The organism is Nitratidesulfovibrio sp. 1201_IL3209 (assembly GCF_036763125.1).
GTDB lineage: Bacteria > Desulfobacterota > Desulfovibrionia > Desulfovibrionales > Desulfovibrionaceae > Cupidesulfovibrio.
In genome coordinates, this window is the sequence record NZ_JBAIYT010000001.1 from 101,515 (window position 1) to 120,438 (window position 18,924).

11 protein-coding genes and 1 tRNA gene are annotated in these 18,924 nt (G+C 68.3%); 4 read left to right on the forward strand and 8 right to left on the reverse strand.

The window, feature by feature from the left end:
• Position 1: 1 nt before the first annotated feature.
• From V6B97_RS00395 to V6B97_RS00415, 5 genes are all read right to left on the reverse strand, one after another.
• A complete protein-coding gene (locus V6B97_RS00395) occupies positions 2-1,732 on the reverse strand; it encodes a sensor histidine kinase (RefSeq protein WP_333504513.1) in 1,731 nt (576 codons plus the stop codon).
• Positions 1,729-2,076, reverse strand: a complete 348-nt coding sequence (locus tag V6B97_RS00400; RefSeq protein WP_333504514.1) for a NifB/NifX family molybdenum-iron cluster-binding protein — start codon at positions 2,074-2,076, stop codon at positions 1,729-1,731. Before V6B97_RS00400 ends, V6B97_RS00395 begins: the two co-directional genes overlap by 4 nt.
• A gap of 1 nt (position 2,077) precedes the next feature.
• Positions 2,078-3,664 carry a sigma-54 interaction domain-containing protein gene (locus tag V6B97_RS00405; protein ID WP_333504515.1) on the reverse strand — a complete coding sequence of 529 codons (1,587 nt, stop codon included), beginning with the start codon at positions 3,662-3,664 and terminating at the stop codon, positions 2,078-2,080.
• A gap of 174 nt (positions 3,665-3,838) precedes the next feature.
• Positions 3,839-4,258, reverse strand: coding sequence for a DUF1634 domain-containing protein (locus V6B97_RS00410; RefSeq protein ID WP_333504516.1), 420 nt, complete (start codon positions 4,256-4,258; stop codon positions 3,839-3,841).
• Positions 4,259-4,283: 25 nt separating this feature from the next.
• A complete protein-coding gene (locus tag V6B97_RS00415; protein WP_333504518.1) occupies positions 4,284-5,261 on the reverse strand; it encodes a sulfite exporter TauE/SafE family protein in 978 nt (325 codons plus the stop codon).
• Between the two features lie 249 nt (positions 5,262-5,510).
• Here V6B97_RS00415 and V6B97_RS00420 point away from each other — a divergent pair, with 249 nt between their 5' ends.
• Positions 5,511-6,680, forward strand: coding sequence for a sigma-54 interaction domain-containing protein (locus tag V6B97_RS00420; RefSeq protein ID WP_333504519.1), 1,170 nt, complete (start codon positions 5,511-5,513; stop codon positions 6,678-6,680).
• A 74-nt stretch (positions 6,681-6,754) separates the two neighbouring features.
• Here V6B97_RS00420 and V6B97_RS00425 read toward each other — a convergent pair.
• Positions 6,755-6,841: transfer RNA gene (locus V6B97_RS00425), tRNA-Leu, on the reverse strand.
• Positions 6,842-7,134: 293 nt separating this feature from the next.
• On the opposite strand from V6B97_RS00425, the gene V6B97_RS00430 reads away from it, so the two are divergent.
• On the forward strand, positions 7,135-8,079 hold the full coding sequence (locus tag V6B97_RS00430) for a bifunctional riboflavin kinase/FAD synthetase (protein ID WP_333504520.1): 945 nt from the start codon (positions 7,135-7,137) through the stop codon (positions 8,077-8,079).
• 136 nt (positions 8,080-8,215) lie between these two features.
• A complete protein-coding gene (locus V6B97_RS00435) occupies positions 8,216-10,033 on the forward strand; it encodes a chloride channel protein (RefSeq protein WP_333504521.1) in 1,818 nt (605 codons plus the stop codon).
• An 11-nt stretch (positions 10,034-10,044) separates the two neighbouring features.
• Here the strand turns inward: V6B97_RS00435 and V6B97_RS00440 are convergent, their stop codons facing one another.
• Positions 10,045-13,707, reverse strand: a complete 3,663-nt coding sequence (locus tag V6B97_RS00440) for a DEAD/DEAH box helicase (protein WP_333504523.1) — start codon at positions 13,705-13,707, stop codon at positions 10,045-10,047.
• A 93-nt stretch (positions 13,708-13,800) separates the two neighbouring features.
• A complete protein-coding gene (locus V6B97_RS00445; RefSeq protein WP_333504524.1) occupies positions 13,801-14,781 on the reverse strand; it encodes a tRNA1(Val) (adenine(37)-N6)-methyltransferase in 981 nt (326 codons plus the stop codon).
• A gap of 334 nt (positions 14,782-15,115) precedes the next feature.
• Here V6B97_RS00445 and V6B97_RS00450 point away from each other — a divergent pair, with 334 nt between their 5' ends.
• Positions 15,116-18,868, forward strand: a complete 3,753-nt coding sequence (locus V6B97_RS00450; protein ID WP_333504525.1) for a UvrD-helicase domain-containing protein — start codon at positions 15,116-15,118, stop codon at positions 18,866-18,868.
• Positions 18,869-18,924: the final 56 nt, after the last annotated feature.

Consider the following 18,924-nt stretch of genomic DNA (forward strand, 5'->3'; position numbering starts at 1 on the left):
CTTAGCTCCCGAGGGTGGCCGTTGGCGCGGCCTTCACGGGCAGGAACACGGTCACGGTGGTGCCCGCGCCCTCCGTGCTCTGCACCGCGATGTCGCCGCCAAGGCGCCTGATGATGCCGTAGGTTATGAACATGCCAAGGCCGGTGCCCGAGGTCTTCTTGGTGGTGAAGAACGGTTCGAAGATGTGGCGAAGCACCTCGTCGGACATGCCCTTGCCGTTGTCCTTGATGGACACGCCCACCGTGTCCGGGTCGCGCAGCCAGGTGGCCAGCGTCACGGACCCGCCGTCCGGCACGGCGGCGAAGGCGTTGTTCAGGATGTTCAGGAACACCTGCTGCAACTGGCCCCGGTCGGACGCGATGCGCGGCATGGCCGGGTCGAGGCTGACCGAGGTGGTGATGGACCGGTGCAGGGCTTCCTGCTCCAGGAAGCTCATGGTTTCCTTGAGCACGTCGTTGACGTCGAGCTGCTCGATGTTCACGTCCATGCGGCGCGAAAAGCCCAGCAGGCGGTGGGTGATGGAGCGGCAGCGCTCCACCGAGCGCAGGATGGCGTCCACCAGCGCGCGGAAGCGGTCGCGCTCCGGAAAGTCCTTGGCCAGTTCCATGAGGTCGGCAGCCAGGCCCGCCTTTTCATTGATGATGGCCAGCGGGTTGTTGATCTCGTGGGCCACCCCGGCCGCAAGCCGCCCGATGGAGGACAGCTTCTGGGTGTGCTCCATCTGCACGAAGGCCGCGATGCGCCGCTCGTCGCTGGCGCGCATGCGCCGCACCATCAGGTCGGTGAGGCCGAAGGCCACGGACAGGATCAGCGCCACGCTGGTGACGAACAGCAGGATCAGGTCGCTGCGCAGGGTGGTCCACGGCTTGAAGATGTCGGCGCGGGGCTTCACCGCCATCAGCACGAAGTCGGCGTGCTGGAAGTAGGTGTAGGTGATGAACACGTCGCGCCCGGCCGGGTCGGTGGTTTCCAGGGTGGCCGTCTCGTAGGTCATGGGCGGCATGGGCATGGGCAGCTGGTCCAGCACCGCGCCGTAGAAGCGCGAGGCGGTCTGGAGCACCCCGGCGTTGTTCACCAGGAAGGCGTCGCTTTCCGGCTCCAGCCCCATGGAGGCGATGAGCCGGTCGAACTGCCCGGTGTCGATGGTGGCGCGCAGCACCCAGGAGTGCCCGTCGTCGGTCATGCGCTGCACGGCGATGACGATGTGCGGAAAGCGCCGGAAGCCCATGAACACGTCGCTGACGTACACGCCCTTGACCCGCGTCTGCTGGTACCAGTCCGCCGTGGAGTAGTCCTTGCCCTTGAGGTTGTACGGGCCCACGTAGCTGGCGTGCACGCCGTTCTCGTCGATGAGGCCGAGGTCGATGAAGCCGGGGAACTCGCCCTTCACCGCGCGGAAGATGCGGTTCAGGTTGCGTTCGTCGGCCAGTTCCGCCGGGCTGTACACCTGCGAGATGAGGCTGACGGTGGAGGCGCGCTCGGCCAGGAACAGTTCGAAGGAATGGCGGGTCTTGTTCACCAGCCCGCGCACCGGGGTGACGATTTCTCGGGTCAGGGTGGCGCGGTACTGGTGGTAGTTGATGGCCGACAGGATGAGCAGCGGCACCACGGCGGCGGTGGTCAGCAGCAGGGTGATCTTGCGGCGCAGGGCCCGGTAGCGCTCGGGCGCGATCTCTTCCGGCACGTCCAGCGCGGTGCGGAACAGGCTGCGGAAGCGTTCCAGGCGGCTCATGCGTCGCTCCTGCGGAACAGGATGTCGCCGGGGCGCAGCGCGTCGGCGCGGAACCGGGCGATGGCCTCGTCCACCGGCCCCATGACGTTGTCGATGACCTCGATGCGCTTCCAGCGCAGGTACTGCCAGAACTCGTCGTCGATGCCGTTGCAGATCACCATGCGCACCTTTTCTTCCAGCGCGATGCGGCACAACTCCTCGGACGAGGCGTGGGCCAGCAGCACGCTGGAACGGGAAAGCTCGGCGCCGTCGGCGTCCAGGTGCACCAGCAGGGCTTCGCCCGCCAGGTCGAAGCGGGGCGCGACCTCGTCGCGGTACAGGGGTATGAGCAGGGTGGCGGGCATATCAGCACATCCCGTACTGTTTCATCTTGCGCCACAGGGTGGAACGGCCCCAGCCCAGCAGTTCGGCGGCCTCGCCCCGGCGGTTGCCGGTGCGGTGCAGGGCGTCCGCGATGAGGCGGCGCTCCAGGTCGCTGACGCTGGCGCGGGCCAGGGGTTCGGCGGCCTCGCCCGAAGCGGGCTGCGCCGTGGCGGACTGCGTCTCGTCGCCCGAGCCGGGCAGGCCGCGCCCGGCCCTGCGCTCGCGCTCGGCGCGGCGGGCCTCGGCCTTGGCCTGGAAGAGATACGCGGGCAGGTGCGCGGGCATCACCGTTTCGCCGTGGCACAGGGTGACGGCGTATTCGGCGATGTTGCGCAACTCGCGCACGTTGCCGGGGAAGGGGTAGTCCAGCAGGGTGCGCAGGGCCTTGCCGGAGCAGCCGCGCACGGTCTTTTTCAGCCGCGCGGCGAAATGGCCCATGAAATGGTTGAGCAGGAATTCGATGTCCTCGCCCCGTTCGCGCAGGGGGGGCAGGTGCAGGCGCACGGCGGACAGGCGGCGGAACAGGTCTTCGCGCAGGCGGCCTTCGGCCACCAGTTGTTCCGGGTCGCGGTTGGTGGCCACCACCAGGCGCACGTCGCACGGCACGGGGTCGGTGGCGCCCACGGGGTAGATGACCCCCTCGTCCAGGAAGGCCAGCAGGCGGCCCTGGATGGACAGGGGCAGGTCGCCGATCTCGGTGAGGTACAGCGTGCCGCCTTGGGCCATGCGGAACCGGCCGGGCTTGTTCTCTTCCGCGCCGGGGAAGGCCCCCTTGCGGTGGCCGAACAGTTCGGATTCGGCCAGAAATTCGGGCAGGGACGACAGGCTGGCCTTCACGAACGGCTCGCGGGCGCGTGACGAGGCCTTGTGCACGGCCTCGGCCAGGGTGTCCTTGCCGGTGCCCGTCTCGCCGGTGACCAGCAGGGGGCCGTCGTTCCGGGCCACGGCGGGCAGGGCCTGGAACACCCGTTCCATGGCCACGCTGCGGCCCACCAGCGGGCCGAAGGCCTCGCCCTTGGCGGTCTTTTCCTCCAGTTCGCGCACCAGGGTCAGGTCTTCCACGGCATGCAGCCAGCCCACCACGCGGCCGTCGGCGTCGCGCAGGGGGGACATGCTCATGCGCACCGGAATGCGGCGGCGGTGGCGGTTCAGGATGTCGCCTTCCTGGGCTTGCGGAACCGGGGGCAGTTCGCCGTCCTCGGTCATGTCGTACTGCGCGCCCGAGGCCGTGGCCACGGTGACGCCGGAGGCGGTGGTCAGCGGGCGGCGCAGCGGGCAGCGGTGCAGGCAGATGCTGGCGCGCAGGGCGTGGCGGCAGGGTATGCCGCGTACTTCCGCCGTGGTGAAGCCGGTGAGGGATTCCAGCGCGCGGTTCATCAGGCGGATGGTGCAGTCGACGTCCAGCAGGGCCACGCCCACGGGCAGGGCGTCCAGCATGGCGGCTAGGTCCACCGGCAGGGACGAGAGGCCCGACACGTGCGGCAGCGGCGGCGCGCCGTGGGGTGCGGGCGACCCGGCGCGGGGCCGGGTGGTGTGCGGGGCTGCTGGGCCTGTGTGCTGTGTGGACACGAAACACCTGTTCCGTCGTTGCGCGTTGTACCGGGCGCTGGGTGAGGCACGGGGCGTCCGGCGTTCAGGGTTCCCGGTCCGGGGCGCCGCGTCGCGCCCCGGACCGCTGCCCATGGCAGTTCCATGGGCGGCACATTTTTGCAAGCGGATGTGCCGGCCGCGTTTCAGGACCGGCTAGTGGCCGCCGGAACCGAAGATGCCCGACGCGGCCACGGTGAGCACGATGACTTCGAGCACCGCGATGGTGGCCATCAGCGGATCCTTCTTCTTGAGGAAGGCGGGGATCAGCGTCAGGTAGCAGACGATGGTCATGCCCGCGAGCAGGACGATGCCCAGGAAGTTCAGGAAGTCGCCCTGGCCGATCAGCGCGGCCCAGCCCCAGCCGGTGGGCACGTTGCCCTGGCTCAGGTACACGCCCACGCGCTGGCTCCACAACTGGGTGATGACGTCCAGCGGGATGTGCGGGGGCAGGATGCCCAGCACGTAGATGAGGTAGGTCACCACCATGAGGGCCAGCGACCCCCAGCAACCGTAGTAGAGCAGGTTGGCGTAGGTCACCTGTTCCGGAGACGCCTTGACGGATTTGTTGGACATGTCTGTTTCCTCCGTGTGTGCCCGGCTAGAAGCCCAGGCCCTTCAACAGCGCCTTGCCGCCCGAGAACAGCAGCACGCCGATGACCATGTAGCGGATGAACTTGGGCTTGGCCACGGCCAGCAGGCGCACGCCCACGAACGAGCCCAGCATCAGGCCGATGATGGAGGGGATGGCCATCAGCGGGATGACGCAGCCCTGGTTCAGGTACACCCACGCGGCCGAGGTGTCGGTGATGGACAACAGGAACTTGGAGGTGCCCACGGCCACCTTCAGCGGCACGCCCATCAGCAGGTTGAGCACCGGCACGTTGGCCCACCCGGCGCCCAGGCCGAACATGCCGGCCATGAGGCCGATGACGATGAACAGCAGCAGGCCCGGCAGGGTGCGGTGGGTCTTCCAGTCGATGACCTCGCCGGTGGAGGGCTCGATGAACACGCCGTCCATGCCCAGCGCCACGCTGATGGCGTCCTGCTTCTTCACCTCGGGCCGCACGGTGTTCTTGGACACCAGCAGCAGCACGGCGATGAACAGGATGGTGCCGCCAAGGCAGGTCTGCACCACGTCGGTGGGCAGGGCCAGGCCGACCATGGCGCCCACGATGGAGCAGGCCGAGGCGATGAGCGCCACGGGCAGGGCCAGGCGCAGGCTGGCCAGGTTGCGCTTCAGCAGGCCGGGACCGGCCGCCAGCGCGCCCGCCAGGGCCACCAGCAGGCCCGCGCCGCGCACGAAGTCGAGGTGGAACGGAAAGAACCCGCTGACCAGCGGCACGAACAGCACGCCGCCGCCCACGCCCGCCAGCACGGCGATGATGCCGAGAATGAAACAGAAGAACAGCAGGGCCGTGGGCCAGAACCACCACGGATGGCCGTCGGCGGGCATGGCCGCGGCTGCCGCGGAGGCGACGTCGCCCCCCGACGCCAGCACGGGAAGGGCCCAGCACAGCACGAGCAGGACCGCAAGGACCGCCGGGCCCCAGAACCTGACTTTGGTAGCGGTGTTCATGTCGGTAATGTCCCCTTTTGAAACATTGAAACATTTATGAAACAACAACTCGCCATCACGATCCGCAATCCGGAGGAATGTATGGCCTTCCCACCCGGCGGTGCGGAGCGCGTTGCGTCCTGTGCGCCAGCAACCCACCGGAAAACGTGGTGATGGTCTGGCCGCCGCCTGAATTTGTGATTGCTTTAACAAGTTTCGTGCCATCAATGAGCGCTTGCCAAACATAGGGAAATGGCCTAGTCCACGCACATGGACGGCAGAAAATTTCCGCATACCGGCAACGAATTGCCGGGCGATGGCCAGGATGGTCCTCATTTCGAAACGTTGCAGAACGGAACAGGGTTTCTCCTGCTGTCCGGGGACATGCTGCGCCTGAAACAACTGGCCCAGCAGGTGGCCTCGTCGGACGCGCCCATCCTGATCCACGGCGAAACGGGCACCGGCAAGGAACTGTTCGCGCGGCTCATCCACGACATGAGCGTGCGGTCGCGCAAGCCCTTCGTGGCCGTGAACTGCGGCGTGCACGAGGGCGAACTGTTCGCGGACAAGTTCTTCGGGCACGAGCAGGGGGCCTTCACCGGCGCGCACCGCACCAGCCAGGGCTGTTTCGAACTGGCCGGGGACGGCACGCTGTTTCTGGACGAGGTGGGCGAGATTCCGCCCGCCAACCAGGCGGACTTTCTGCGGGTGCTGGAAGAGCGCAAGTACCGGCGCATCGGCGGGCAGCGGGACATTCCGTTCCAGGCGCGCATCATCGCCGCGTCCAACCGCGAACTGCCGGACATGGTGCGCGAGGGGCGGTTCCGGGCGGACCTGTTCTTCCGGCTGAACGTGATTCCCGTGTCGCTGCCGCCGCTGCGGGCGCGGCGCGAGGAGATCGTGCCGCTGGCCCGGCATTTTCTTGCCCACTACGCCGAGAAGTACCACCGGCACGGGCTGCGTTTCAGGCCCGAGACCGAGGCGGGCCTGAGCGGCTACCCGTGGCCGGGCAACGTGCGCGAACTGAAGAACCTTGTGGAACGGTTGGCCCTGCTGGCCCCGGAAGGGGACATCGGGCCGGAGCACCTGCCGCTGGAACTGCGGTCGGCCGTGGCCCTGGGGGCGGCGGGCGTGGGCACGGGTGGCGGAAGCAATGGCGGGGGATATGCCGGGGAGGCGGGGTCAGGTGGAATGCCGGGCGGAACACCGGGCGGAAACGGAACCGGCGGCAATGGCGACGTGCTGGCCATCCGTGCCGTGCACCCGGCGGGCATGGGCGAGAACCTCAGCCTGGACGCGGCCCGGCGCGAGGCCGAGGTGCGCGTCATCCTGAAGGCCATGCGCGCCAGCGGCGGCAACAAGGGCGAGGCTGCGCGCCTTCTGGGAGTCAGCCCGCGCACCCTGCGCTACAAGTTCAGCGAGTACGGGTTGCGGTTCTGAGGGGGAAGCAGTCGGTTCCGGCGCGCGAAACAAAGAAAACGGGCCGCAACATGCGTTGCGGCCCGTTGTTCTCATGGTGCCGAAGGGGAGAGTCGAACTCCCACGGGGGAACCCCCACTAGACCCTGAACCTAGCGTGTCTACCAATTCCACCACTTCGGCGCGGAGGAGTCGTATAGCCACAGGACGGTGGGGTTGGCAAGCGGTTTTTGGGGCCGGCGCAAAAAAACATGCCGGTATATATGGATGCGGGCGGTCGGCCATGGCCCCGCCATCCGCCCCCCTCCGGCCGTTCCCTGTCTCCCGCCCTTGAACCCGCGCGCCGTTTGGGGTAGCACGAGACGGCGCGGTGCCGGAACGTCGGCCCCGCGCTGCCAGCCGTTCACGCGGCCTCCGCCGCATGCCCCTCGCCGCCCGGCCGTTGCGCCGCGCACATTCCGCCGTCACGAGTATTCATGGAAATCGCACGCGAACTACAGGAAATCGGCCTCGACCTCTCGCGGGGCAGTTGCGTCACCGTCGGCAACTTCGACGGCGTGCACAACGGCCACCGCAAGCTCATCGGGCGGGTCATGGCCAAGGCCGCCGCGCTGGGCGTGCCCTCGGTGGTGGTCACCTTCTGCCCGCATCCGTTGCGCGTGCTGGTGGGGCCGCACACCCCCCCGCTGATCACCGACTACGAGAAGAAGCTGGACCTGTTCGAGGCGTTGGGGGTGGACCTTACCCTGATGCTGCGCTTCACCCGCGAGATGGCCGCGCAGGAGCCCGAGGAATTCGTGCGCCGCGTGCTGGTGGACGCCCTGCACGCGCGCGAACTGGTCATCGGCTACGATTTTTCGCTGGGCAAGGGGCGCAAGGGCAACTTCGAACTGCTCCAGCGTCTGGGCGCGCAGTACGGCTTCGCCACTGAACAGCTCGACCCGGTGATCATCAACGGCGCGGTGGTCAGTTCCACCCGCATCCGCGACCTGATCCGCGCGGGCGACGTGTGGGACGTGCGCCCCCTCATGGACCGCTTCTACACCGTCCGGGGTGCGGTGGTGCGCGGCATGGACCGGGGCGGTCGCCTGCTGGGCTTTCCCACGGCCAACATGGAGCCGCGCGACGAACTGATGCCCAAGCCCGGCGTGTACGCCACCTGGGTGCAGATCGACGGGCAGGTGTACCAGGGCGTGACCAACGTGGGCTACAACCCCACCTTCGACAACGCCCGGCTCAGCGTGGAAACGCACATCCTCGACTTCGACCGCGACATCTACGGCTGGGAGATCCGCGTCTCGTTCGTGCACCGCCTGCGCGACGAGCGCAAGTTCTCCGGCCTGGACGAACTGGTGACCCAGATCCGCCGCGACGTGGACCTGGCCCGGCAGATACTTTCCGCGCCGGACGCGCGCCTGTAGCTTTCCGGCGGGATGCGTCCCGCCGCCTTCGTGCGCCCGGTCACGTACCGTGTCGCGCACCCCGCATGCCGCCGTAACGCACAGCGCCCCTGTGCGTTGACGGCGTGCACGCGTTACCTCAGCCTCCGGAAGCATCATGCTGCGCGTACTCAAGAAACCCGTGCATGAATTCCTGCGCCTGTACCGCACCGTGGCCTACGTGCGCCTTGGCGTGCTGGGCATGGGGCTGGGGCTGCTCTCCGGCTGCGCGGCCATCCTGTTCTTTCTGGGCATAGAGGCGGGCAAACACTACATCCAGGTGGTCTGGGCCGGGCTTTCCCTGCCCGCCCCGGCCGGGGAAACCCTGTTCGGCCATGCGGAGTCCGCCGCGCGCGCCTACCGGCCATGGGTCATCGTGGCGGCGCTGGGCGTCACCGGGCTGGTCACGGGCTGGCTGGTGCAGCGCTTCCTGCCCAACAGCATCGACGGCATGACCGACGGCACCGACGCCATGATCCGCGCCTTCCACTCGGAAAAGGGCGTCATCCGCCGCCGCGCCCCGCTGCTCAAGGGGCTGACCTCCATCTGCACCATCGCTTCCGGCGGCAGCGCCGGGCGCGAGGGGCCGGTGTCGCAGATCGGGGCGGGCATCGGCTCGTGGCTGTCCATGCGCCTGGGGCTCTCCCCGCGCGAGCGGCGCATCCTGATGCTGGCGGGCGCGGCCGGTGGCCTGGGGGCGGTGTTCCGCGCGCCCCTCGGCGGCGCGCTGACCGCCATCGAAGTGCTGTACCGCGAGGACTTCGAGTCGGAAGCCCTGCTGCCCGCCGTGCTCTCGTCGGTGGTGTCCTATTCGCTGTTCACCTTCGTGTTCGGCACCGCGCCCATCTTCGGCATTCCGCGCTTCAGCTTCGCCTCGGTGCTGGAACTGCCGTGGTACCTGCTGCTGTCGCTGGCCTGCGCGGCCACCGGCTGGGCCTACGTGCGCACCTTCCGGGTGCTCAAGTATTCGGTGTTCGGCAGGCTGCGGGCGCGGGTGGGCATCATGTGGACCACGGCGCTGGGCGGGGTGCTCATGGGCCTGTTCGGCATCCTGTACCCGCCGGTGCTCTCCGACGGCTACGGCTGGATCGAGCAGGCCATCCTGGGCCAGTTGCCCGTGGTCACCATGCTGACCATCCTGCTGGGCAAGACGCTGGCCACGGCCCTCACCCTGGGCTCGGGCATGAGCGGGGGCATGTTCGCCCCGGCGCTGTTCGTGGGCGGCATGACCGGCGGGGTGGTGGGGTTCGCCGCGCAGAAGATCCAGCCAGAGGTGGTCACGCAGCCCGGCGGCTACGTGCTGGTGGGCATGGCCGCGTTCTTCGCGGGCATCGCCCATGCGCCCATCGGGCCGCTGGTCATGGTCTGCGAACTCACCCAGGGCTACGGGCTGCTGGCCCCGCTGATGCTCTCGTCGGCGGTGTGCATCCTGCTGGGGCGGCACACGGCGCTGTACGAGAACCAGGTGGAGAACAAGTTCGAATCGCCCGCCCACCTTCAGGACGCCACGGTGAACCTGCTGGCCACCATGCGCGTGCGCGACTGCTACACGCGCGGCCGGGTGGCGGTGGTGGAGGAGAACGTGACCCTGAAGGCCCTCACCGACATCATCGCGGGCACCCGGGCGTTCACCTTTCCGGTGCGGGGCATGAACGGGCGGCTGAACGGCCTGCTGGCCGTGCAGGACGTGCGCGGCATCCTGTACGAGGCGGACCTGTTCGACCTCGTGCTGGCGGGCGACCTGGCCCGCCCCCTGACCGCCCTGGCCGAGGACGACGACCTGTACACCGCCCTGCTGGCCTTCGTGGAGACCGACCTTTCGCAACTGCCCGTGGTCTCCGGGGACAACGAGGAGCACGTGCTGGGCCTGCTGGAGCGGTCCGACCTGTTCCGGGCGTACAGCGAGTCGTTGAAGGCCCTGCGCGAGGAGCAGTAACGTTGTGGCCGTCAGGTACGCACGCGGGGCAGGGCATCCGCCAGTGCCGCGAAATGCCCTATTCGGGACCACCCATCGTACGAGCCGATGACGTACAGGTTGCGTTTTGCCCGTGACACCGCAACGTTGAGTATGTTCGGTGCATTTCCCGCCCACATCCTGGCGCCGACCTCCGCCGCGCCGGGAGCCCCCAACACGAAGATGACAGTATCCGCCTCTCTACCCTGAAAGGTGTGGATGGTGCCGATGCGGCGCTCTGCCCATTCTTTGGGGTTCGCGCGCAACGCTGCGAACAGGGCGTTCCTTCCCCTCGCTGCGGTACGTAGTCCGTTGGAGACATTCCGGAACGGGGTGATGATGAAGGCGTCGGGGTCCGCGATGCCTGCGTCGGCCAGCCGTTGCAACAGGCCGTAAGCCATATCCCCTTCGGCCGGGCTCCACTTGGCGCTGGAGGGGCTCGATATGTCCAGCCAACACGAGGGACCCAGCGCGTCGGCTACCGCGCACGCACGGCATGGGGTAGGCGCGTGCACCATCTGCCCGTCATAGGCAATGCGGTTGGATATCTCGAACATGGGGTTCTGGCAGCGCCGATGTACAAGCAGCGGCACACCTACACGGCGTGGTTCCGGGTCCGCCGCAAAAGCGGCCTGGAAATCCGATGCACGGTCGGCCAATATCTGGGCCGAGGCCTCGGGCGCGGCCCATTGCAGCGGATCGACATGGAAGTGTCGACACACATTCTCCACAAGCCGTTGCGGCAAGGTGACGACAGGCGGCACCTGCATGGGGTCGCCCACCACGATGGTGCGTTGCGCGCGCAGGATCGCGCCTGCGGCGGCCTGCGGCGTTGCCTGCCCTGCCTCGTCAATGAGCAGCCAGCCGAAACTTTCCGGCGGCAGGTCGCAGAGCATGCGCTCTACCGAGGCGAAGGTGGAGGACACCACGGGCACCACCATGAACAACGACGACCACAGGTCACCCAGCAGGGCGCGTTTGGCAGGGTCTTGCACCGGCCCGGACATGAAGCCCGTGAGCACTCCGATATTGTGCAGGAGTTTTTGCGCGGAGACGTCGATGAACGCGCGATGGACATCTAGGGCTGCTATGAACAGGTCTTCCCGTTTCTTGTGCAGGCTGGCGGGGATCCACGGTGCGGCAAGGTTGATGGCGTCATGACCTGCGCGGAAGAAATGTTCGTCAACCAAGCGTTCCCCCAATGTGGAACGCCATGACGCAACCTGCCGCTCAAGTTCCGATAATTCTCGTGCGAGTGCATCAAAGGTCAACTCCCCGGCGCGAAGTTCTTCGACCAGGGAGTTCAGGGCGGACACGGCCTGTGAACGTTCCTGCTCGGTCTCGCGCACTGCCACAAGCGCCTCAGTCACGGCATCCAGTACGGCGTCGTTGTCGGTTGCCCATTGCTTCCACCGTTCAGTGCGGAACAGGCGAGAGAAGAAACCCGGACGTATAAGCCGGTGGTGCTGCGCCACGGAGGCTTGCCGCTCGTGCGCTTGCCGGGCGGCGTCGGCGTTGGCGATGCAGGCATCTCTGAATGCCGCCGCCTGTCCGTGTCTTGCGGCAAGCTGCGCATGGGTTTCCCGCAGTTGCGCAAGATTGGTTCGGGCAGCCGGGATGCGCAGGCAGCATAGGCGTACCTGTTCCAGGGATGCCAGTTCGTTTTCGACATCCTTTTTGAGTGCCAGAAAGCGTGCTTTGCAGGATTTCCATTGCGCAAGCGCCAGTTGCGGAGTCGGGGGGCGTTCTTCCTCGACGACACGTGGCGAGCGCTGTCCTATTACGTTACCCGTCTTGGGGTCTTGGATCGGAATCTGTTGCGGTTTTCCGGCGGCGGTTTTCAGGTAGCCAGCCAAGCCGCAATCCTTGTCCCACCAGAATCCCTTTTGGAACGCCGCGCAGTTCGTCCGGTTCCCCAGCACGGCGGCAATCAGTCCCCAGGTTTCGACGGGGGCCGTAACGCCCGGGGTGGCTGGGGCACTGTTACCATCCCACGGGTTTCCGCCAGTGGAACCTTGTTGCAGCCTGTCACTGGTGGTTTTGAAGTAGCGCAGTTCGTCGGGGGCGCGACCAATGGCGGAAAGCGCCGGAAGTTCACGGCTGATGTTCTCCACGGCCTTGTTGTTGCTTGATGCCACGAGAATTTCGTGGCCTTTCAAGCGGGAATCCACGTGGTAGAGGTGGTAAAATGCCCCACCGCCGAAAGCTATCTTCTGTCCGGATGGCGTAAAGGCAGACGCGGGATTGTCGAAATTCGCCATGGCCACTGCCCGGCCGAACACACACGCGGCGACCACGTCCCGCAGCAACGTGGTCTTGCCTGTGCCGGGCGGGCCGTTGACGGCAAGGATGCCGCCGTTGCGGTCAAGTTCTTGCGTGGCAAGATTCACGGCGGCCTGTTGCAGCGTCACCAGCGGGTGCCCGCCCGGACTGGGCCAACGGGCAGGGGGCATCATGGCTGGAGAGATGGCTTGCTCCAGCGCGGCCGTATCGGTCAGCAGGTCAGGCGGTGACTGCGGTGTTTCGACGCCAAGATAGCGGCGGAGGCCCTTGGGCAGATCGCCCTGCTGGGGTTGTCCAAGGCATCGGCCAAGGTCATGCAGGAAGAAGGAGTTGAGCAGCAACGGTTCCGGAGGATTCAGGGCCTTGTAGTAATGGTAGACGCGTACGGCAAAGGTCGGCGGTGCTGCCATGTCGCCCGGAATGGCGAAGTGCTGGGTGAGCCAGCCGAACGCCGTCATAATGTCGTCCTGCGTCAGGGGCAGCGGCGCGCCGTCCTCATCGGTTTTGCTCAGCATTTCCTCCAAGGCCTTGGTGGTCTGCCGCTCCACGCACGCCCATCCACCCAAAATTTCAAGACGTTGTTGCAGGGCCAAAGGCAACGCCCAGGCAAAACTGCTGAGTCCGATGCAGTTTTCGGCCAGCAGGATGCCGTGTCTGTCAACGAGCAGCGTGGCAATGGCGGCGTGACCGCCCTGACAGGACGGCTGCTCATCGCTTTCACCAAATGCGGCGACCATGGCGTCGGTCGCCTTGGTCATGGAGATGGCCCCAAGAACGATTTGATAGTACAGTTGCGTTTTCGGGCGTCCCTTTTCTCCCGGCAGTTCCCACGGCACGCTGCGGTCAAGCGAGGCGATGCAACTCCGGTCCCCATTGGCTAGGTCTTCGGGCTTTTTGAACGCTTGTGGCGACAAGGCTTCCAGCGCGGTCCATGCGGCAAGAATGCGCGAGGGGAGCGGCATTTGGTCCGGCGAAGGAAGTGGCGGCGTTTCCGGGCTGGGGGCGGGTGCGGAGGGGGCGGATGGCGTTGTGGGGGGCGTGGGGTTCTCGTCCGCATGAGGGATGGCTGCCGCACTGCCACGGGCGGTGTTATGCGTGGGCGTTGCGGGAGTGCCAACCTGGGAGGTCAACGAAAAGGACGTGGCCGGTGTGCCGCTGCGGGCAGAGGGTTTGGCGTCAGGCTTGGATGTCGAGGCGTCCGCCAGATTCTGCGCGACCTTTGCGTTGAGAACGGCCGCGCGGGCTGTTTGCCGATGAGATAATTCCTGGGCAATGGCCCGCAGTACGGAAAGCTCAGCCCCCCGCGTGGCGTATAGATTTTCAAGATGCTCTATGCTGGCTGAGAAATACGGTCGGTTGGGCTTCTTGGGCATGCTCCCCCCTGAGTTTGCGCAGACTGATGATGCTCTGCGCGTGCATGCGCTAGGTAGCGAAAGCGCCAAAAAATCGCGCTTCAGCATAAGATGTCAAGTACGTGCCAGAGCGGAGAAGGGGGGTGCGCCCTTACCGCCCGCCCCGGCGTTGCAGGCCAGCAGGGGGCAGAAGGCCAGGGCTTCGCCGGTAAGCGCCGTGGCCGCTCCTTCGCCCGCGCAGAGGATCAGCGGCGGTTCCACGACCAGGCCGGGCCTGCCCGCGCGGCGGGCCTCCACCAGCACCAGCGTGGCCGGGCCGTGGGCGCGGGAATGGACGCAGCGCAGCCGCTTGGGCTCCTGTCCCGTGGCGCGCAGCGCCAGCAGCAGGTCGGGCAGGCGGTCCGGTCCGTACACCCAGCAACTGCGGCCCCCCGCGCGCAGCAGGCGGGCGGCCGCCTCCGCGAAGGCGGGCAGCGTGCCGTGCGTTTCAAACAGGGCGCGGGTGCGTTGGCGGCTGGGCGACAGGCGGCCGGAGCCGGGCAGGCGGTAGGGCGGATTGGCCGCCACCAGGTCCATGGACCCGGCCGGGGGCAGGGCGTCGAAGGCGGGAGCTTCGGGGGATGCGGCATCGCCGGGCGCGGCAAGGTCGGCCCGCAGCACCCGGAAACGTTCCGTCAGCCCCAGTCGCGCCGCGTTCCGACGCGCGGCGTCCGCCAGTTCTTCGTCGATGTCGATGCCCGTGCCCGTCAGGCGCGGATGCGCCAGCAGCAGGGCCAGCCCCACCACGCCGCAGCCGGCGCCCAGGTCCGCGAAGGCCACCGGCTTGCCGTGGCCCGGCGCACCCGGCATGTCCGTCGTTTCCGGTGCGGCGGCGTTCCCGCCACCCGCGTGCGTCATCCTTTTTTTCGTCCCCGCTAGCGCTTCCCCCGCGAACGCCGCCAGCAGCAGGGCGTCCACGGAAAAGCGGAAGCTGCCGTCCGGCTGGACGAGGCCGCGCGGAAACCGGGCGCGGGCCTGAAGGGCGGCCTCGGGACAAGTGCCGGACAGGGCGTCCGGCATGGCGCGGGATGGCGTGTCCGGGATGTGGCGACTCATGGGCACACGCTATCCGGGCGATGCGGGGTTGGCAACCGGCGTGGATTGCCCGCCTGTGCGCCAGCCCGTTTGCCATCCCGAACCCATTTGCCATCCCGGATGATTTTGATAGACAAGGACACGGGCGGCAGATTCGCACGGTGGTGTCCGCTCCGCATCTTCCGCCGCCTGGCGGTCCACCGCACGCGGATCATCGCCTGCGGGCCGGGGCTCCACCCCGGCGCAGCCCGCCCCGCACACACCCAGCCGGACATGGGAACCAGGACTTGGCAGCCGCTTCCGCCCCGCGCGAGCCGCCGCACCCCGTCCGCCCAGTCCCACAGGAGCACGCCCGATGCAGCAGTTCCGGGCCGACCTGCATATCCACTCCCGCTTTTCGCGCGCCACCAGCGGGCGGCTCAACGCCCGCCATCTGGCCGCGTGGGCGCGGGTGAAGGGGCTGGACGTGCTCGGCACCGGCGACTTCACGCACCCCAAGTGGCGGGCGGAACTGGCCGAACAGTTGGTGCTCGACGAAGCCAGCGGCCTGTACCGCCTGCGCGACCCGCGCGGGCTGGACGCCGAACTGCCGGACTACGCGGGCAAGCCGCTGGCCGGGCGCACCCTGTTCATGCTCCAGGCCGAAATCAGCAGCATCTACAAGCGCGGCGGCCAGGTGCGCAAGGTGCACAACCTTGTCTACGTGCCCGACATGGACGCCGCCGACCGCCTGTCACGCCGCCTGGCCGAGGTGGGCAACATCGAGTCCGACGGGCGGCCCATCCTTGGCCTTGATTCTCGTAATTTGCTGGAAATGGTGCTGGAAACGCACCCGCAGGCGTTTCTGGTGCCCGCGCACATCTGGACGCCGTGGTTCGCCCTGTTCGGGTCCAAGTCGGGCTTCAACTCGGTGGCGGAATGCTTCGGCGACCTGTCGTTGGAAATCTTCGCCATGGAGACGGGCCTGTCGTCCGACCCGGAGATGAACTGGCTGTGGAGCGAACTGGACCGCTTCGCGCTCATCTCCAACTCCGACGCCCACTCCGGCGACAACCTGGGGCGCGAGGCCAACCTGTTCTCCGGCGAGATCGGCTACGAAAGCATCCTGCGCAGCCTGAAGGGGCAGGGCATCGGCGGGCGGTTCCTGGGCACGCTGGAATTCTTCCCGGAGGAAGGCAAGTACCACCTGGACGGCCACCGCAAGTGCGGCGTGGTCATGGAGCCGCGCGAAACCCGCGCCCGTGGCGGCCTGTGCCCGGTGTGCGGCAAGCCGGTGACCGTGGGCGTGCTGCACCGGGTGGTGGAACTGGCCGACCGCGAGACGCCCATCCAGTCGCCGGGGCAGCAGGGCTACCTTTCGCTCATCCCGCTGCCGGAAATCCTGTCCGAACTGCTGGGGGTGGGGCCCAAGAGCCGCAGGGTGGCCGAGCAGCACGCCCGGTGCGTGGCCCGGTTCGGCTCGGAACTGAACATCTTGCAGGACGTGCCCGAGGCCGAACTTTCCCGGTTCTGGGAACCACTGGGCGAAGGCATCGCCCGTATGCGGCGGCGCGAGGTGTTGCGCCAGTCGGGCTACGATGGCGAGTACGGCGTGGTGCGCGTGTTCACGGACAAGGAACGCGCCTCCATCCAGCGCCGCTCGGTGGTGGGCGGCCTGCCGCTGCTGGAAGGCATGGGCGTGCCCGCCGCCCCGCGCGGCGCGGGAGACGGCGACGGCGCGCCCCGTGCCACCGGCAGGGGGAAGAAGGGCAAGGGCACGAACCGCCCCTCGCTGCTGGATGCGCTGTCCGGGCCGCCTGACCGGTCTGGCCCGTCAGGCGCATCCGTCCCGTCAAGCGCATCCGGCCTGGCAGGCAAGCCGGGACAGCCCGCCAAGGCGGGGCGGCCCGGAGCCGCCACGCCCGAACCGGACTTCGAATTTTCCCCGGAGCCTTTCGCGTCCGGCGCATCTGGCACATCCGGCGCCCCCGGTGCCCCCGATCTTGCAGACGGCGACGACGGCCCCCCGCCGCCCGCCTTTGCCGCGCTCAGCGCGCCCCGCCCGCCCGAGGGCGCGGCCATGCGCTTCAACCCCGCCCAGCGCCGCGCCCTGACCGCCGGTCCGCAGCCGGTGCTGGTGCTGGCCGGTCCCGGCACGGGCAAGACCCGCACGCTGGTGGGCCGGGTGCTGCACCTTGTGGAGACGGGCATCGACGCCCGGCGCATCCTGGCCGTCACCTTCACCCGCCGCGCGGCGGCGGAAATGGACGAGCGCCTGGCCGCCGCCCTTGGCGAGGGCGCGCCCCTGCCGCGCACCGACACCCTGCACGCCCTGGCCTTCGAGTACTGGCACCGGGCCACGCCCACCCCGCCGGTGCTGCTTTCGGAAGAGGCGGCCCGCCGCGTGTTCGCCGAGGCCAACCCCGACGAGCCCGCCCAGCGGTTGCGCGAGGCGTGGGAAGCCATCGGGGTGTGCCGCGAGAAGATGCGTTCGTGCCTGGTGGAGCACGCCCCGCTGCTGGCCCGCTACACCGAGCAGAAGGCGGCGTGGAACCTGGCCGACTACACCGACCTGCTGGAGTTCTGGCTGGACCAGATCCAGAACAACATCTACGCCAGCCCGTGGCGGCACGTGCTGGTGGACGAAATCCAGGACCTTTCGCCGCTGCAACTGACGCTGGTGCGCGCGCTGGCCCCGCGCGGCGGGGCGGGCTTCTTCGGCATCGGCGACCCGGACCAGTCCATCTATGGCTTCCGGGGCGCGCACGGCGACGTGGCCGCCTTCCTGCGCGAGGCGTGGCCCGACCTTTCCGTGGTGGCGCTGGAGGAGAACTACCGCTCCTCGGCGCGCATCCTCGATTTCGCGGGCGGCCTGATGCAGGGCCGCTCGGCCTGCGGCCCGCTGCGCGCCGCGCGCGACCTGCCCGGCGAACTGCACCTGTTCGAGGCCCCCACGGCGGAAGGCGAGGCGGCCTGGATCGGCGAGCAGATTCGCGGGCTCATCGGGTCCACCAGCCATTCGCTGCTCGACGCCGGGCACGGCCGCTCGCGCCGGGGCACGGTGCTGGACGAGGGCGGGTTCAGCCCCGGCGACATCGCGGTGCTGGTCCGCGTGAAGTCGCTGATCCCCCAGTTGCAGCGCACCCTGACCCGCTTCGGCGTGCCCTGCGCCGTGCCCGAGGCCGAAGCCTTCTGGACCGACCAGCGCGTGGCGCTCATCCTGGGCGCGGCCGGGCGCATGCTGGGCATCGGGTCCACCGCATCCCCCACCGGCCCGGCGCTGCCCGCCGGGCTCAGCCACCGCCGCCTGGTGGCGGAAGGGGTGCACCCCTCGCTGGCCGACCGGCTGGGGCTGGGTTCTTCGCCGTTCCACGTCCAGCGGGACGGGGACGCGACTGCCGATGCGCCCGACTCGCCCGATTCACCCGGTTCGCCCGACCCGGCCGATGCCTCCGGCCCGCACGGCGACGGCGCCCAAGCCTCCGGCTCCACCGCCCCCGGCCTTGCGGACAGCGGCGAGGCCCCCCTGCGCCCCGACGCGGAAATCCCGGCGCGCGGCGTGCCGTCCGAGGTGGACTGCCCCCCCAAGGTGCTGGCCAAGGGACCGCTGGGGGTGGCCGCCTACCTGCGCGAAACCCCGCCCTTCGACGATCTGTTCTGGCAGTCCTCGGCCTTCCGGGCGCTGTCCCGCGCCTACGACACCCACGGCGGCTGGTCCGGGCTGATGAACTGGATCAGCCTGCAAAGCGAACTGGAACTGGTGCGCCGCGGGAGCGAGAAGGTGCAGATCATGAGCCTGCACGCGGCCAAGGGCCTGGAATTCCGCGCGGTGTTCCTGCCCGCGCTGGAGGACGGCATCATGCCTTTCGCCGGGGCGGGCACCCTGACCGGCAAGCCCGACCCCGAGGCGCGCACCGACGTGGACGAGGAGCGCCGCCTGCTCTACGTGGGCATGACCCGCGCCTCCGAGGGGTTGTTCCTGAGCTGCGCCGCGCGCCGCCAACTGTACGGACGCGAACTGCGCCTGAAGTCCTCGCGCTTCCTGGACGACGTGCCGCTGGAAGGGCTGCGCCGCTCCATGCTGGTGCAGCACCAGAAGCGCAAGGAGCGCCAACTGTCGCTGATGTAGCGTCCGCCGGTTTCTCCGGCGCGCCCTTTCGCCAATGAAAACGGCCCGGTCATGCC

What these genes read in the sequence shown, in the direction of transcription:
- V6B97_RS00445 (WP_333504524.1), bottom strand. Translation starts at nt 14,781, where the DNA reads ATGAGTCGCCACATCCCGGACACGCCATCCCGCGCCATGCCGGACGCC.
- V6B97_RS00430 (WP_333504520.1), top strand. Translation starts at nt 7,135, where the DNA reads ATGGAAATCGCACGCGAACTACAGGAAATCGGCCTCGACCTCTCGCGG.
- V6B97_RS00400 (WP_333504514.1), bottom strand. Translation starts at nt 2,076, where the DNA reads ATGCCCGCCACCCTGCTCATACCCCTGTACCGCGACGAGGTCGCGCCC.
- V6B97_RS00420 (WP_333504519.1), top strand. Translation starts at nt 5,511, where the DNA reads ATGGACGGCAGAAAATTTCCGCATACCGGCAACGAATTGCCGGGCGAT.
- V6B97_RS00450 (WP_333504525.1), top strand. Translation starts at nt 15,116, where the DNA reads ATGCAGCAGTTCCGGGCCGACCTGCATATCCACTCCCGCTTTTCGCGC.
- V6B97_RS00410 (WP_333504516.1), bottom strand. Translation starts at nt 4,258, where the DNA reads ATGTCCAACAAATCCGTCAAGGCGTCTCCGGAACAGGTGACCTACGCC.
- V6B97_RS00415 (WP_333504518.1), bottom strand. Translation starts at nt 5,261, where the DNA reads ATGAACACCGCTACCAAAGTCAGGTTCTGGGGCCCGGCGGTCCTTGCG.
- V6B97_RS00435 (WP_333504521.1), top strand. Translation starts at nt 8,216, where the DNA reads ATGCTGCGCGTACTCAAGAAACCCGTGCATGAATTCCTGCGCCTGTAC.
- V6B97_RS00440 (WP_333504523.1), bottom strand. Translation starts at nt 13,707, where the DNA reads ATGCCCAAGAAGCCCAACCGACCGTATTTCTCAGCCAGCATAGAGCAT.
- V6B97_RS00395 (WP_333504513.1), bottom strand. Translation starts at nt 1,732, where the DNA reads ATGAGCCGCCTGGAACGCTTCCGCAGCCTGTTCCGCACCGCGCTGGAC.